Genomic DNA, 15,353 nt, shown 5'->3' on the forward strand with positions numbered 1-15,353 from the left:
TGGCCCGCATGGACAACCGTGCGGGCTTTTTTATGGCGGTCAGTTGACGACAGTGCGCGCCGCAGTGGCTTCCGTGGTCGCCTCGGCTTGTTGGAGATGCGCGGCGCTGAACTGCATCTCCGAGTACTTCACGAACCGCGTCTTGAACTTCCAGCGGTAAGCCAGCCAGATCGCCACGAACAGGATCACGCCGCAATAGGTTGCGATGAAGGTGCCGAAGTTGTCGATCGGCGCAAACAGCGCCTTGGTGTTCTGCCCAAGAATGATCACCACGCACAGGATCGCCACCATGATCGGCCCGAACGGGAAGAACGGCGACCGATACGCGAGTTGCGTCACGGAATGCCCCTGGCTGGTGAACCCTTTGCGGAACCGGTAGTGCGCCAGCGCAATGCCGAACCAGGCGATGAAGCACGTCACCGCAGACGTATTCAGCAGCCACAGGTAGACGACCTGATCGCCAAACAACGAGCTGAAGAAGCACAGCGCACCCACGGCGGACGTGGCGACGAGCGCGCGGTGCGGCACGCCGTTACCCGATACCTTGGCAAACCAGCGCGGGGCTTGGTTCTCGAGCGCTAGGTCATACAGAATCCGTGTCGATACGTACAGGCTCGACGTGCCGGAAGACAGCAGCGCGGTCAGCACCACGGCATTCATCATGCCGGCCGCAAATGCGAGGCCCGCATGCTGGAACACCAGCGCGAACGGGCTGACACCGACGTCCGTCGCTTCATTGCGCAGCAGGTTCGGATCGGTGTACGGCAGCAGCACGCCGATGATCAGAATTGCCAGCACGTAGAACAGCAGAATGCGCCAGAACGTCTGGCGGATGGCGCGCGGGATCGTGCGGGATGGGTTCTCTGCCTCGCCGGCGGCCACGCCGATGGTTTCGACGCCCTGGAACGAGAACCCGGCAATCATCGCCACGCCGACCATGGCCGGCACGCCGCCCACGAAGGGCGCATCGCCCACGGTGAAGTTCTGCCAACCCGACTGCGGCCCGCCGTGCATGATGCCGAAGATCATCGCCAGGCCGATCAGCAGGAACACGACGATGGTCACCACCTTGATCATCGAGAACCAGTATTCCGCCTCGCCAAAGCCGCGCACGGAAAAGGCGTTGAGGCCAAACATCAGCAGCAGAAATGCGGCGCTCCAGACCATGCCCGACACGCCCGGGAACCAGTACTTCATCACGAGTTGCGCGGCGGCCAGTTCCACGGCAACGGACACGGCCAGCGCAAACCAGTAATTCCATCCGAGTGCAAAGCCGAAGCCTTCTTCAACATACAGGCGGCTGTACGTCACGAACGAGCCCGAGACCGGCAGATGCACCGCCAGCTCGCCAAGACTCGTCATCAGGCAATAGACCATCACGCCGATCAGCGTGTAGGTCAGCAGTGCGCCGCCGGGGCCAGCTTGCGCAATGGACGCGCCGGATGCGACGAACAGCCCCGTGCCGATGGCGCCGCCCAGGGCGATCATCATCAGGTGGCGCGAGCGCAGGCGTCGGCGCAGTTCGGATTGGGCTTCGAGGCCGGTGGGGGTGATGGGTGTATGCATAGCCGGTGGCGCCGGAGCGGGCGCCCCAATAAAAACGCCGGCCGGATGCTGTGCAAACGGCAGGCGGAGCGGGTGTAATTACTGCGTGCGGTTCGGGACGGTCGGCAATTCAGGGCCGGGGTCTTGGCCGGCCAGCGAATCGCGCAGCACGGGCGGGCGCGGGAAGTGCATGTCCTGGTAACGGACGATGCCGCCGCCACGCACCAGCCGATAGCCGATCCAGATCAGGAAGAAGACCGGGATACCAATGTAGGTTGCGATGACCGCCGGCCAATCGACGGTGCCGCTCGTGAACGCCTGGTAGTTCTGGCCGAGCGTGATGACCAGGCACAGCCCGAACGCGAACAGCGGACCATACGGGAAGAACTTGGAGCGGTACGGCAACTGCGCCGGATCATGCCCCTGCGCCACAAGCCCCTTGCGGAACCGATAGTGGCTGATGGCAATGCCAAGCCATGCCACGAAGCCCGTCATGCCCGAGGTGTTCAGCAGCCACAGGTAGACCGTCTTGTCGCCATACAGCGAACTCAGGAAACACAGCGCGCCGACGGCCGTCGTCGCCAGCAGCGCGTTGCGCGGCACACCGTTCCGCGTCAGTTGCGCAAAGATGCGCGGTGCACGGCCCTCGGTGGCGAGGTTGTAGAGCATGCGCGTGGATGCATACATGCCCGAGTTGCCCGCCGAGAGCACGGCCGTCAGGATCACCGCATTCATCAGCCCGGCGGCAAACGCCAGGCCGGCATGCTTGAACACCAGCGTGAACGGGCTCACGCCAATGTTGGTGACTTCCGTCGACAGCAGATTCGGATCGGTGTACGGGACCAGCACGCCGATGATGAAGATCGCCAGCACATAGAACAGCAGGATGCGCCAGAACACCTGCTTGACCGCACGCGGAATGGTGCGGGCAGGGTCGGCCGATTCGCCAGCCGCCACGCCGATCAGCTCCGTCCCCTGAAACGAGAACCCCGCGATCATCGCCACGCCGATCATCGCGGGCAGCCCGCCCACGAACGGCGCATCACCGATCGTCAGATTCTGCAGGCCCGACTGCGGACCGCCCTTCATGATCCCGAAGATCATCGCCAGGCCAATGCCGATAAAGAAGATGACCGTGACGACCTTGATGAGCGCGAACCAGTATTCCGCCTCGCCAAAGCCGCGCACCGAGATGGCGTTGAGCAGGAACATGATGGCGAGGAACACGGCGCTCCACAGCACGCCCGGCACATCGGGAAACCAGTAATGCATGACGAGCTGCGCGGCCGCCAGCTCCACGGCAATCGTCACGGCCCAGTTGTACCAATAGTTCCAGCCGAGTGCGAAGCCGAAGCCTTCGTCCACGTACAGCGCGCCGTAGGTGGCAAAGGAACCGGAAACGGGCATGTAGGCGGCAAGCTCGCCCAGGCTGGTCATCAGGAAATAGACCATCGCCCCGATCAGGATGTAGGCGGCAAGGGCGCCTCCGGGGCCGGCCTGCGAGACCGACGCGCCCGAGGCCACGAAGAGCCCGGTGCCGATCGACCCGCCGATGGCGATCATGGTGAGATGGCGCGCGCGCAAGGTGCGGCGCAAGCCCGGCGTCTCTGAGGACGGGGTAGCGTGTTCTGGCATGGATACAGAGGGGTCGATTTTGCTCGGATCGCGAATCAAATCGACGAAATGTGACGAGACGTCCCCGCGCCTGATGGGCACCCGGCGAACGAAATGCGCGACTCTATCAAAACCGTCACGTAGCGGGCAAAAAATCCGTGCTGCAGCACACGCGTTTGAACCCGCCGGGCCGTGCCGCATCGCCCGCCAGACGGCGCCGTGCAGCGCAAAATAAAAATTGAACGACCGTGCTATTTTGTGTATTCTGTGTCGAGTCGCGGCCTTACCGCGCGTTAAAAAAACGATACTTGAGAGACAGTTCAACCGCGAGGCACGGTGCGCCTGATCTGCCGGCCCTCGCATCACCAAAGGAACCAGCATGACTGCGGAGTACAAGGTCCAGGACGGCGTTGCCGTCATCACGCTCAGCAACCCGCCCGTCAACGGCCTTGGCCACTCCACGCGCCTGGGCATCGTTGAAGGCATGGTGAAAGCGGGCGACGACGCCAACGTCAAGGCCATCGTCATCACCGGTGCGGGCAAGGCCTTCTCGGGCGCGCCGATATCCGCGAGTTCAACACCCCCAAGGCCACGCAAGAGCCGACGCTGCACGCTGTCATCAAGGCAGTCGAGTCGAGCAGCAAGCCGGTCGTGGCGGCCATCCATTCGGTGGCGATGGGCGGTGGGCTGGAACTGGCGATGGGCTGCCATTTCCGCGTGGCCGCACCGGGCGCGCAGATCGCGCTGCCGGAAGTGAAGCTGGGCATCCTGCCGGGCGCAGGCGGCACGCAACGTCTGCCGCGCGCCATCGGCCTGGAGCCGGCGCTGAACATGATCGTTTCCGGCAACGCCATCCCGTCGGAAAAGCTGGCCAAGAGCGGCCTGTTCGACCAGATGATCGAAGGCGACCTGATGGCCGGCGCCATCGATTTCGCACTGAAGGCCGCGGCCGAGGGCAAGCTGCCGAAGCTGCGCGATCGCAAGGTCGAGCACGACAACCCGCAAGGTTTCCTGCAATTCGCGCGGAACACCGTCGCGGCGTCGCCAAGAATTTCCCGGCGCCGGGCAAGTGCGTTGACGCCGTGCAGGCCGCCGTGGAAAAGCGCTTTGACGACGGCATCAAGTTTGAGCGCGACCTGTTCATTGAACTGGTGAATACGTCCGAATCGCGTGCACTGCGCCACGCCTTCTTTGGCGAACGCGCTGCGAGCAAGATTCCGGACGTGCCGGAAGACACGCCGGTGCGCAAGGTGGAGAAGGTTGCCGTGATCGGCGCCGGCACGATGGGCGGCGGCATCTCGATGAACTTCCTGAACGCCGGCATTCCGGTGACGATCCTGGAAACCAAGCAGGAAGCGCTGGACCGCGGCGTCGCCACCATCCGCAAGAACTACGAGAACAGCGCCAAGAAGGGCAAGCTCACACAAGAGAAGGTCGAGCAGCGCATGGCCCTGCTGACCCCGACGCTGTCCTACGACGACATCAAGGACGCCGACCTCGTCATCGAGGCCGTCTTTGAAGAAATGGGCGTCAAGGAAGTCGTGTTCAAGAAGCTGGACGAAGTCGTCAAGCAGGGCGCGATCCTGGCGTCGAACACCTCCACGCTGGACGTCGACAAGATCGCCAGCTTCACCAAGCGCCCGCAAGACGTGGTCGGCATGCACTTCTTCAGCCCGGCCAACGTGATGAAGCTGCTGGAAGTCGTGCGCGGCAAGGACACCGCCAAGGACGTGCTGGCCACCGTCATGAAGCTGGCCAAGGCCATCAAGAAGACGGCGGTCGTTTCCGGCGTGTGCGACGGCTTCATCGGGAACCGCATGATCGAGCAATACAGCCGCCAGGCTGGCTACCTGCTAGACGAAGGCGCGCTGCCCGAGCAGGTCGACAAGGCCATCGAAAAGTTCGGCTTTGCCATGGGCCCGTTCCGCATGGGCGACCTGGCCGGCAACGACATCGGCTGGGCCATCCGCAAGCGCCGCGCCGTGGACAAACCGGACATCGTCTATTCGAAGACGGCCGATCTGCTATGCGAGATGGGCCGCTTCGGCCAGAAGACGGGCGGCGGCTGGTACGACTACAAGGCGGGTGACCGCAAGCCGTATCCGAACCAGCAGGTCAACGACATGATCGTCCAGCACTCGAAGGATCTGGGCATCACGCGTCGCAAGATCTCGGACGAGGAAATCGTGGAGCGCCTCGTGTTCGCGCTGGTCAACGAAGGCGCGAAGATCCTGGAAGAGGGCATTGCCTCCAAGGCTTCCGACATCGACATGGTCTACCTGACCGGCTACGGCTTCCCGCTGTTCCGCGGTGGCCCGATGCTCTACGCAGACACCGTCGGCCTGTACAACGTCGCACAAGCCATGCACCGCTACAGCAAGGGCTACCACGGTGAAGCGTGGAAGGTTGCCCCGCTGCTGCAGAAGCTGGCCGATGAAGGCAAGGGCTTTAACGGCTGAATGAACGGCGAATCAACCGAATCACGCGACTGAACCACCATGCAACTGACGCCCACCGATTGCCTGCTGATCATCGACGTGCAGAATGATTTTCTGCCCGGCGGTGCGCTGGCCGTGCCGAACGGCGACCAGGTCATCCCCGTCGTCAACCGGCTCGCCAAGGCATTCGGGCCCGTTGGTCGTACTGTGCTGACGCAGGACTGGCACCCGGCCGAGCACGTGTCGTTCGCGGCCAACCACCCTGGCACGCAGCCGTTCGGCATGATCGACCTGCCATATGGGCAGCAGGTGCTGTGGCCGGTGCATTGTGTGCAGCACAGCACGGGCGCCGCGCTGGCCGATGGGCTGGACGTGCCGCACGCGCAGTTGATCGTCCGCAAGGGCTATCACCCGCACATCGACAGCTACTCCGCATTCTTTGAAGCGGATCGCAAAACGCCGACGGGGCTGCTGGGCTACCTGCGCGAGCTTGGGGTCAAGCGCGTGTTCTGCGTTGGCCTTGCCACGGATTTTTGCGTGGCATGGTCGGCGCTGGATGCGCGTGCTGCGGGGCTGGACGTCGCTGTCATCGAGGATGCCTGCCGCGCGATCGACCTCAACGGTTCGCTGGCGCAGGCGTGGCAGCGCATGACGAATGCGGGCATCGCGCGGTTGCAGTCGCACACAGTCTTGAACGGATAACGGAATACATCGGGCGCTGCCGGAGCCGCGCCCGCCACCAGATACGAGGAGCAACACCATGACCGAAGCAGTCATCGTTTCCACCGCACGTACCGGCCTGGCCAAGAGCTGGAAGGGCGCCTTCAACATGACGCATGGCGCCACGCTGGGCGGCCATGCGGTTCAGCACGCCATCGAGCGCGCCAAGATCGAGCCGGGCGAAGTGGAAGACATCCTGATGGGCTGTGCGAATCCGGAAGGCGCGACGGGCGCCAACATCGCCCGCCAGATCGCCCTGCGTGCCGGCTGCCCCGTGACGGTGCCGGGCGCGACCGTCAACCGCTTCTGCTCGTCGGGCCTGCAGACCATCGCCATGGCCGCGCAGCGCGTGATTGCCGAGGAAGGCGACATCTTCGTGGCTGGCGGTGTGGAATCCATCTCGTGCGTGCAGCAGGAGATGAACCGCCACATGATGACCGAAGGCTGGCTCAACAAGCACAAGCCGGAAATCTACTGGAGCATGCTGCAGACCGCCGAGAACGTCGCCAAGCGCTACAACATCCCCAAGGAGCGCATGGACGAATACGGCGTGCAAAGCCAGCAGCGTGCAGCCGCTGCTGCTGCGGCCGGCAAGTTCAACGACGAAATCGTCCCGATGACCACGGTGATGGGCGTGGCCGATGCCAAGACCGGCCAGCTCATGACGCGCGAAGTCACGATCTCGGCAGACGAAGGCATCCGCGCTGACACCACGCTCGAAGGCGTGTCGAAGATCCGCACGGCCATGCCCGGGGGCGTGATCACTGCCGGCAACGCCAGCCAATTCTCCGACGGCGCATCCGCTGCCGTGGTCATGAATGGCAAGGTGGCAGCCGCCAAGGGCCTGCAGCCGCTGGGCGTGTTCCGCGGCTTTGCCGTAGCCGGTTGCGAGCCGGACGAAATGGGCATCGGCCCCGTCTTTGCCGTGCCCAAGCTGCTGAAGAAGGCCGGCCTGAAGGTGGAAGACATCGGCCTGTGGGAACTGAACGAAGCGTTCGCCGTGCAGGTGCTGTATTGCGCTGACAAGCTGGGCATCCCGATGGACCGCCTGAACGTCAACGGCGGCGCCATCGCCGTGGGCCACCCGTACGGCGTGTCGGGTGCGCGCCTGGTCGGCCACGCGCTGATCGAAGGCAAGCGTCGCAGCGTCAAGTACGTGGTCGTGACCATGTGCATCGGCGGCGGCCAAGGCGCAGCCGGCCTGTTCGAGGTGCTCTAAACAGACAGGCTCCCGCTCAAAACGGGAGCCTGTTTTGTTTCTGCCAGAGCTGGCTTGATCGCCATCTCGGGCGCGCCTTTCTTTGCTTACTTTCTTTGGCAAGACAAAGAAAGTGAGTCGGGCCCAGGCAGGGCACGAAACACAGGATGCACCACCAACATCATGTCCTCGAAACTGCTATCCCGCCGCGACCTCAGCTTCCTGCTCTACGAATGGCTCAACGTCGAATCGCTCACGCGTATTCCGCGTTACGCAGACCACTCCCGCGAAACCTTCGACGCCGCACTCGACACCTGCGAGCGGATCGCAACGGATCTGTTTGCTCCGCATAACAAGAAAAACGACCAAGAAGAACCGCACTTCGACGGCAACAAGGTCCACATCATCCCGGAAGTGAAGGTCGCGCTGGACGCCTTCAACAAGGCGGGCCTGATGGCAGCCGGGCAGGACTTTGAGCGCGGCGGCATGCAGCTGCCGACCGTGGTCGAGAAAGCCGGTTTCGGTTTCTTCAAGGCCGCCAACGTCGGCACCAGCTCCTACCCGTTCCTCACCATCGGCAACGCGAATCTGCTGCTCGCGCATGGCACGCCCGCGCAGATCGAGACGTTTGTACAGCCCGAGATGGAGGGCCGCTTCTACGGCACGATGTGCCTGTCGGAGCCGCAGGCCGGTTCGTCGTTGTCGGACATCGTCACGCGCTCGGAATACGAGGGCGAATCGCCGCTCGGCGCGCAATATCGTTTGACCGGCAACAAGATGTGGATCTCCGCCGGTGAGCATGAACTGTCGGAGAACATCGTCCACCTCGTGCTGGCGAAGATTCCCGGGCCGGACGGCAAGCTGATTCCCGGCGTGAAGGGCATTTCGCTGTTCATCGTGCCGAAGTTCCTCGTCAATGCGGATGGTTCGCTCGGCGAGCGAAATGACGTGGTCCTGGCCGGCCTGAACCACAAGATGGGCTATCGCGGCACGACCAACTGCCTGCTGAACTTTGGCGAAGGCATGCAGTTCCGACCGAAGGGCGCAGATGGGCAGCCGCGGGCCGGCGCCATCGGCTACCTCGTCGGCGAGCCGCATAAGGGCCTCGCATGCATGTTCCACATGATGAACGAGGCGCGCATCGGCGTCGGCATGGGCGCGACGATGCTCGGCTACACCGGTTACCTGCATGCGGTGGACTACGCGCGCAATCGCCCGCAGGGGCGTCCGGTCGGGCCGTCGGGCAAGGATGCCGCGTCTGCGCAGGTCCGCATCGTCGATCACGCAGACGTGCGCCGCATGCTGCTGGCACAAAAGGCCTACGTGGAAGGCGCGCTCGGCCTGAACCTGTATTGCGCCAAGCTCGTCGATGAGGAGCGCGGTGAAACCGACGCGGCCAAACGCGCCAAACTCGGTCTGCTGCTCGACATCCTGACGCCGATTGCCAAGAGCTGGCCGTCGCAGTGGTGCCTGGAGGCCAACAGCCTGGCGATCCAGGTGCACGGCGGTTACGGCTACACGCGCGAATACAACGTCGAACAGTTTTACCGCGACAACCGCCTGAACCCGATTCACGAAGGCACGCACGGCATCCAGGGCCTGGACCTGCTGGGCCGCAAGGTCGTGATGCAGGACGGCGCTGCCTTCGCCGCGCTGGGTGAGCGTGTGCAGGCCACCGTCGGCCGTGCGTTGGAAACCGACGACGAAACGTTGGTCGGCTACGGCCGCGCGCTTGGCATGGCGACGCAGAAACTGGCCAAGGTCACGCAGACGCTGTGGGCCGCCGGCGACCCGCGCGTGACGCTGGCGAATGCCTCCGTCTATCTGGAAGCGTTCGGCCACGTGGTCGTCGCGTGGATCTGGCTGGAACAGGCGCTGGCCGTCGCCAAGGCATTGCCGAACGCCCAAGGCGAAGACGCCGATTTCTACCGCGGCAAGCTGCAGGCCGCACGCTATTTCTTCCAGTGGGAACTGCCGAAGATCGACCCTCAGATCGTGCTGCTGGGCTCGCTCGACACGACCACGCTGGACATGCAGGACGCCTGGTTCTAACTACGACAACGACACTGGAGACACCATGGGTACGCTGAAACATCTCTTCGATCTTTCCGGCAAGACGGCGCTGATCACCGGCGGCTCGCGCGGGCTCGGCCTGCAGATTGCCGAGGCACTGGGCGAGCAGGGCGCGCGCATCGTCTTGTCTGCTCGCAAGGCTGATGAGCTGAAGGAGGCGCAGGCGCACCTGAAGTCGCTTGGCATCGAGGCGGACTGGATTGCTGCCGACGGCGCCGTCGAAGCCGACATCCAGCGCCTGGCCGATGAGGCGCTGGCCAAGCTCGGCCACGTCGACATCCTCGTCAACAACGCGGGCGCGACGTGGGGCGCGCCGGCGGAAGACCACCCAGTCGAAGCCTGGGACAAGGTGATGAACCTGAACATACGCGGCCTGTTCCTGCTCACGCAGCAGATCGGCAAGCGCTCGATGATCCCGCGCAAGTACGGAAAGATCGTCAACGTGGCATCGATTGCCGGCCTGAAGGGCAATCCGCCGGGCTCGCTCGATACGATCGCCTACAACACCAGCAAGGGCGCGGTGGTCAACTTCACGCGCGCGCTGGCGGGCGAGTGGGGCGAGCACAACATCACCGTCAACGCGATTGCGCCGGGCTTCTTCCCCTCGAAGATGACGCGCGGCTCGCTGGAAAAGCTCGGCGTGGACAAGCTGACGGAAAAATCGCCGCTGCACCGCATTGGCGACGATGAAGACCTGAAAGGCGTGGCCGCGCTGTTTGCGTCGGATGCGTCCAAGCACATCACCGGCCAGATCCTCGCCGTCGATGGCGGCGTGAGCGTGGTCTAATTTCGGCTGCTTCTCACTCTTTCCGACGCAGCATGAACGCAGACAACAACGGTTTTCCAATCGACATTCCTTTCCTGAAGCTTCTCGGCATGCGCTGCCTGAAGGTGGCCGACGGCGAGGGCGTGGTCGAACTCGCCCTCGAAGCGCAGCACATGAACAGCTGGGAAATGGCCCACGGCGGCGTGACGATGACGATGCTCGACGTCGCCATGGCCATGGCCGGGCGCTCGGCCGACGTGCATGGCCGCGGCGTGGTGACGATCGAGATGAAGACGGCGTTCATGCAGCCCGGGCGCGGCACCCTCAAGGCGAGCGCGCGTTGCGTGCATCAGTCCACGACCATGGCGTTCTGCGAAGGCGAGGTGCGCGATGCAGATGACAAGCTCGTCGCACGCGGCTCAGGCACGTTCAAGTTCGTCAAGCGCATGCCACCGCCGCGCACGCCCGAACCCGGTGCGGACGGCTGACGCGTCAACACCGCAATTGCTGTACCCAAGTACCCAGTTGCACACCGGACAGCGTCCGGCACACAAGAAGAGCAACCACGGAGACAACCATGCAACAACCTGCGCGGCGGACGGCGTCCGCCCTTGCCGTCACTCTGCTTTGCTGCACCGGACTGATCATGACCTTGGAAGGATGCGCCTCCAGCTCCGCGCCTGCTGCCGCGCCGGCCGCTGACACGAAAACCACGGTGCAGGCGCCGCCCGCCCCGACACCGCCGATGCAGAAGCCGCTGACGGCCGATGAATCCGACCCGAACAAGATGGGCTGGATGCAGGGCTTCCCGCCGCCGCCCGATCGCACGATCCGCTTTGACCTGGCGGGCAACATGTTCCCGCGCACGCGCTACGGCTACAGCCACGTGCGCGAGTTCGTGCCGACGCGCGTGGTCTGGCACGGCGACGGCCCGGTCAGCAAGTTGCCGCGTGCCGAGCGCGATATCAGCGGCGTGCTGTTTACCGATCCGAACGGCACGCGCCGTACGTTTGCCGAGGCGCTCAAGCTGACCTACACCGACGGCATTCTCGTCATGCACAAGGGCAAGGTGATCTACGAGCGCTACTTTGGCGCGCTCGACGCGCACACGCAGCACATCGCCATGTCGGTCACGAAATCGTTTGTCGGCACGCTGGCCGCCATGCTGGTGGCGGACGGCAAGCTCGACCCTGCAGCGCCCGTGACGCAATACGTGCCGGAGCTGAAGGACACCGCCTACGGGGACGCCACGGTGCGCCAAGTCATGGACATGACCGTGGGCGTGCGTTATTCCGAAAACTATGCCGACCCGAACGCCGATGTCTGGGCCTACGCCCGCGCCGGCGGCATGCTGCCGCGTCCGGCTGGTTACAAGGGCCCGGACAATTTCTACGACTACCTGACGACGCTGCGCAAGGAAGGCGAGCACGACGCGGAGTTCTCGTACAAGACCGTCAACGCTGAAACACTGGCGTGGATCGTGCGCCGTGCGTCGAACAAATCGCTGGCAGCGCTGCTGTCCGAGCGCATCTGGCAACCGATGGGCGCGCAGGACGATGCGTACTTCTCAGTGGACAGCATCGGTACGGAATCGGGCGGCGGTGGCCTGAACACCACGCTGCGCGACCTGGCGCGCTTTGGCGAGATGATCCGCAACGATGGCCGCTTCAACGGCAAGCAGATCCTGCCCAAGAGCGTGATCGACGACATTCGCCGCGGCGGCGACCCGGCCAAGTTTGCCAAGGCAGGCTACGCGACGCTGCCCGGCTATTCGTATCGCAACATGTGGTGGGTTTCGGGCAATGACCACCACACGTTCGAAGCGCGCGGCATCCATGGCCAGCGCATCTATATTGATCCGGTGGCCCAGATGACGATCGTGCGCTATGCCTCGCACCCCATCGCTGCCAATGCGGCCAATGATCCGGTCACGCATCGCGCCTATGCGGCGCTGGCCGAGTACTTCATGCAACACAAGTAACAACCCGACCCAACACCGATATCCGATATTCAGGAGCGTTTTTCATGTCGAAGACCTATCAGCGCATCGTTCTGGCTTCGCGCCCGCAAGGGGCCGTGACGCCCGACAATTTCCGCCTGGAGACGGTGGACCTCCCCGAGCTGCAGGACGGCCAGGTGCTGGTGCGCAACCATTTCCTGTCGCTCGATCCGTACATGCGCGGCCGCATGAACGACAGCAAGTCGTATGCGCAACCGCAGCCGCTGGATGAAGTGATGATCGGCGGCACGGTGGGCGTGGTGGAAGTGTCCAAGAACCCGTCGTTTGCCGTGGGCGATGCGGTGGTCGGCATGTTCGGCTGGCAGGAAGTGGGCGTGTCGGACGGGCGCGGCATTCAGAAGGTCGATACGCGCCACATTCCGCTGTCGGCGTATCTCGGTTCGGTCGGTATGCCGGGCGTGACGGCGTGGTACGGCCTGAACAAGATCATGCATCCGAAGCCCGGCCAGACCGTGGCGGTAAGCGCCGCTTCGGGCGCGGTGGGCAGCGTGGTCGGCCAGCTCGCCAAACTCAAAGGCTGCCGCGTGGTGGGCTTTGCCGGCGGCAAGGACAAGTGCGATTACGTGGTCAACGAACTCGGCTTTGATGCCTGCATCGACTACAAGGCCGCCAAGGACCCGAAGGAGCTGTACAAGATGCTCAAGGAAGCGACGCCTGATGGCATCGATTCGTACTTCGAGAACGTCGGCGGCGCGATCCTCGATGCGGTGCTGTCGCGCATGAACGCGTTCGGCCGCATCGCCATGTGCGGCATGATCGCCGGCTACGACGGTCAGCCGCTGCCGCTGCAGAACCCGCAGTTGATCCTGGTGTCGCGCCTGACCATCGAGGGCTTCATCGTCTCCGAGCACATGGACGTGTGGCCAGAAGCACTGCGCGAGCTGGGCGGCTTCGTGGCGCAGGGCAAGCTGAAGTTCCGCGAGAGCGTGGCGCAGGGCCTGGCGAGCGCACCGGAAGCATTCATGGGCCTGCTCAAAGGCAAGAACTTCGGCAAGCAGCTCGTCAAGCTGGTTTGAGCTGAGCGCACGCGGACTGTCAATCGCTTGACAGTCCGCTGGGCGAGGGCCGCCACAGAATGGCCCCACCCACAACAAACGCGTGAAGGAGACACCATGAACGCACCTGAAACCACGCAAGCCAAGCGGCCCGACAGCATGGCCGCCAGCCTCAGCCCCGAGGCCGCTGCGCGCTATCGCAACCTGCCGCGTCCGCCGCAATTTGCCACCGTGGCCGAAGAGCGCCTGCATCGCAAACAGCGCCTGGCGGCAGCGTTCCGGCTGTTCTCCAAATTCGGTTTCGACGAAGGCGTGGCCGGGCACATCACGGCGCGCGATCCCGAGCATCAGGACAGCTTCTGGGTCAACCCGTTCGGCGTGCATTTCAGCCAGGTGACGGTGTCGAACCTGATTCGCTGCGATCACCACGGCAACGTGGTGGAAGGCGATTACCCGGTCAACGCCGCCGCGTTTGCGATTCACTCGCGCGTGCATCAGGCACGGCCCGATGCGGTGGCCGCTGCGCACTCGCACAGCACGTATGGCCGCGCGTGGTCGACACTCGGCCGCAAGCTCGATCCGCTTACGCAGGACGTCTGCGCGTTCTACGAAGACCACGCCGTGTACGACGATTTCGGCGGCGTGGTGGTCGAGCTGGACGAAGGCCAGCGCATTGCAGAAGCGCTGGGCGACAACAAGGCCGCCATCCTGCAGAACCACGGCCTGCTGACGGTTGGCAAGACGGTCGACGAGGCCGCGTGGTGGTTCATCACGATGGAGCGCTCCTGCCAGGTGCAGTTGCTGGCCGAAGCCGCTGCCGCCCGCACCGGCGATGCACCGCGCACGATTTCTGATGCCGCTGCCCGCCAGGCGTACTCGATCGTCGGATCGGCGCAGGCGGGGTGGTTCCAGTTCCAGCCGCTGTATGCGCGCATCGTCAAAGAACAACCCGATCTGCTCGACTGATCGGCAACGCACATTTCTGGAGCCCGCATGACGGACCTGATCCTGCATCACTACGCCACCTCGCCGTTTTCTGAGAAGGTGCGTTTGATCCTCGGCTACAAGGACCAGCCGTGGAAGTCCGTCACGGTGCCCGTGATCCTGCCCAAGCCGGACGTAATGCCGCTCACTGGCGGCTACCGGCGCACACCGTTCCTGCAGATCGGCGCGGACATCTATTGCGACACCGCGCTGATCGCGCAGGCGCTCGAATCGATTCATCGCTGCCGCGGCTCGTGCCGTCCGAACATGCAGCGGCGGTGTTTGCCATGGCGCAGTGGGCCGATACGACGCTGTTCTGGGCCACGGCGACATTCGTGACGCAGCCGGCGGGCTTTCAAAGCCTGTTCGGTGATGCGCCGGAAGCCTTCGTCAAAGCCTTCGTGGAAGATCGCAAGGCGATGCGTGTGGGCGGCACCGGCTTGCGCACGCCACTGCCGGAAGCCACCTCCACGCTGAATGTCTTCCTGGCACAACTGCAGCGCCAACTGGCCACGGGTGAACGCATCTTCTTGTTTGGCGAGCAGCCGACCGTGGCCGACTTTTCCGTCTACCACTGCCTGTGGTTCATCCGCCGCGCGACGGCGGTGGCGGGCATTCTCGATGCGCACCCCGAAGTCGTGGCGTGGATGCATCGCGTTGCTGCGTTCGGCCACTCGCAAGCGCAACCGATGACGTCGGCCGAGGCGCTGGACATTGCCAAGGCCGCCACACCGCATGCGCTGACGGAACCTGAAGCGAAGGCCACCTTCGACGACAGCCACGGCCTGCCCAAAGGCACGCGCGTGACGGTGGCGGCAGTCGACTACGGCGTCGACCCGGTCGAAGGGGACCTCGTCGTCTCCACGCGCGACAGCGTCGGCGTGCTGCGCGAGGACCCGCGCGTCGGCCAGGTGGTGGTGCATTTTCCGCGCGTGGGTTATGCCGTGCGCAAGGTCGAAGCGGCAGGCTGATACGCCTCCCATCTCGATCGCCTTTCCTA

10 protein-coding genes and 2 pseudogenes are annotated in these 15,353 nt (G+C 64.0%); 10 read left to right on the plus strand and 2 right to left on the minus strand.

Going from position 1 to position 15,353, the window contains the following annotated elements:
• Positions 1 to 39: 39 nt before the first annotated feature.
• Positions 40 to 1,566, minus strand: coding sequence for an amino acid permease (locus FUT88_RS05230; RefSeq protein ID WP_147214107.1), 1,527 nt, complete (start codon positions 1,564 to 1,566; stop codon positions 40 to 42).
• Between the two features lie 78 nt (positions 1,567 to 1,644).
• On the minus strand, positions 1,645 to 3,180 hold the full coding sequence (locus FUT88_RS05235) for an amino acid permease (protein WP_147214108.1): 1,536 nt from the start codon (positions 3,178 to 3,180) through the stop codon (positions 1,645 to 1,647).
• A 358-nt stretch (positions 3,181 to 3,538) separates the two neighbouring features.
• Here FUT88_RS05235 and FUT88_RS05240 point away from each other — a divergent pair.
• The 10 genes and pseudogenes from FUT88_RS05240 to FUT88_RS05285 all read left to right on the plus strand — a co-directional run bounded on the left by FUT88_RS05240 (position 3,539) and on the right by FUT88_RS05285 (position 15,324).
• Positions 3,539 to 5,618: pseudogene (locus tag FUT88_RS05240) on the plus strand (3-hydroxyacyl-CoA dehydrogenase NAD-binding domain-containing protein).
• A 39-nt stretch (positions 5,619 to 5,657) separates the two neighbouring features.
• The gene (gene pncA, locus FUT88_RS05245; RefSeq protein WP_147214109.1) at positions 5,658 to 6,299 is read left to right on the plus strand and encodes a bifunctional nicotinamidase/pyrazinamidase; all 642 of its coding nucleotides are present in this window, start codon (positions 5,658 to 5,660) and stop codon (positions 6,297 to 6,299) included.
• Between the two features lie 58 nt (positions 6,300 to 6,357).
• The gene (locus FUT88_RS05250; RefSeq protein ID WP_147214110.1) at positions 6,358 to 7,536 is read left to right on the plus strand and encodes an acetyl-CoA C-acyltransferase; all 1,179 of its coding nucleotides are present in this window, start codon (positions 6,358 to 6,360) and stop codon (positions 7,534 to 7,536) included.
• A 162-nt stretch (positions 7,537 to 7,698) separates the two neighbouring features.
• The gene (locus tag FUT88_RS05255; protein ID WP_147214111.1) at positions 7,699 to 9,567 is read left to right on the plus strand and encodes an acyl-CoA dehydrogenase; all 1,869 of its coding nucleotides are present in this window, start codon (positions 7,699 to 7,701) and stop codon (positions 9,565 to 9,567) included.
• Between the two features lie 25 nt (positions 9,568 to 9,592).
• Positions 9,593 to 10,375, plus strand: coding sequence for an SDR family oxidoreductase (locus FUT88_RS05260; RefSeq protein WP_012762008.1), 783 nt, complete (start codon positions 9,593 to 9,595; stop codon positions 10,373 to 10,375).
• 32 nt (positions 10,376 to 10,407) lie between these two features.
• Entirely contained in the window at positions 10,408 to 10,842 is a 435-nt protein-coding gene (locus tag FUT88_RS05265; protein WP_012762007.1) for a PaaI family thioesterase, read from the plus strand.
• An 89-nt stretch (positions 10,843 to 10,931) separates the two neighbouring features.
• Positions 10,932 to 12,335 (plus strand): serine hydrolase domain-containing protein, encoded by a 1,404-nt coding sequence (locus tag FUT88_RS05270; protein ID WP_147214112.1) that lies wholly within the window; start codon positions 10,932 to 10,934, stop codon positions 12,333 to 12,335.
• A gap of 44 nt (positions 12,336 to 12,379) precedes the next feature.
• Positions 12,380 to 13,390, plus strand: coding sequence for an NADP-dependent oxidoreductase (locus FUT88_RS05275; protein ID WP_147214113.1), 1,011 nt, complete (start codon positions 12,380 to 12,382; stop codon positions 13,388 to 13,390).
• A 96-nt stretch (positions 13,391 to 13,486) separates the two neighbouring features.
• Positions 13,487 to 14,335: a class II aldolase/adducin family protein gene (locus tag FUT88_RS05280; protein WP_147214114.1), complete on the plus strand. Its 849-nt coding sequence runs from the start codon at positions 13,487 to 13,489 to the stop codon at positions 14,333 to 14,335.
• 27 nt (positions 14,336 to 14,362) lie between these two features.
• Positions 14,363 to 15,324: pseudogene (locus FUT88_RS05285) on the plus strand (glutathione S-transferase family protein).
• Positions 15,325 to 15,353 lie beyond the last annotated feature (29 nt).

Source organism: Ralstonia sp. TCR112 (assembly GCF_007997035.1).
Classification (GTDB): Bacteria; Pseudomonadota; Gammaproteobacteria; order Burkholderiales; family Burkholderiaceae; genus Ralstonia; species Ralstonia edaphi.

What these genes read in the sequence shown, in the direction of transcription:
- FUT88_RS05230 (WP_147214107.1), bottom strand. Translation starts at nt 1,566, where the DNA reads ATGCATACACCCATCACCCCCACCGGCCTCGAAGCCCAATCCGAACTG.
- FUT88_RS05235 (WP_147214108.1), bottom strand. Translation starts at nt 3,180, where the DNA reads ATGCCAGAACACGCTACCCCGTCCTCAGAGACGCCGGGCTTGCGCCGC.
- pncA (WP_147214109.1), top strand. Translation starts at nt 5,658, where the DNA reads ATGCAACTGACGCCCACCGATTGCCTGCTGATCATCGACGTGCAGAAT.
- FUT88_RS05250 (WP_147214110.1), top strand. Translation starts at nt 6,358, where the DNA reads ATGACCGAAGCAGTCATCGTTTCCACCGCACGTACCGGCCTGGCCAAG.
- FUT88_RS05255 (WP_147214111.1), top strand. Translation starts at nt 7,699, where the DNA reads ATGTCCTCGAAACTGCTATCCCGCCGCGACCTCAGCTTCCTGCTCTAC.
- FUT88_RS05260 (WP_012762008.1), top strand. Translation starts at nt 9,593, where the DNA reads ATGGGTACGCTGAAACATCTCTTCGATCTTTCCGGCAAGACGGCGCTG.
- FUT88_RS05265 (WP_012762007.1), top strand. Translation starts at nt 10,408, where the DNA reads ATGAACGCAGACAACAACGGTTTTCCAATCGACATTCCTTTCCTGAAG.
- FUT88_RS05270 (WP_147214112.1), top strand. Translation starts at nt 10,932, where the DNA reads ATGCAACAACCTGCGCGGCGGACGGCGTCCGCCCTTGCCGTCACTCTG.
- FUT88_RS05275 (WP_147214113.1), top strand. Translation starts at nt 12,380, where the DNA reads ATGTCGAAGACCTATCAGCGCATCGTTCTGGCTTCGCGCCCGCAAGGG.
- FUT88_RS05280 (WP_147214114.1), top strand. Translation starts at nt 13,487, where the DNA reads ATGAACGCACCTGAAACCACGCAAGCCAAGCGGCCCGACAGCATGGCC.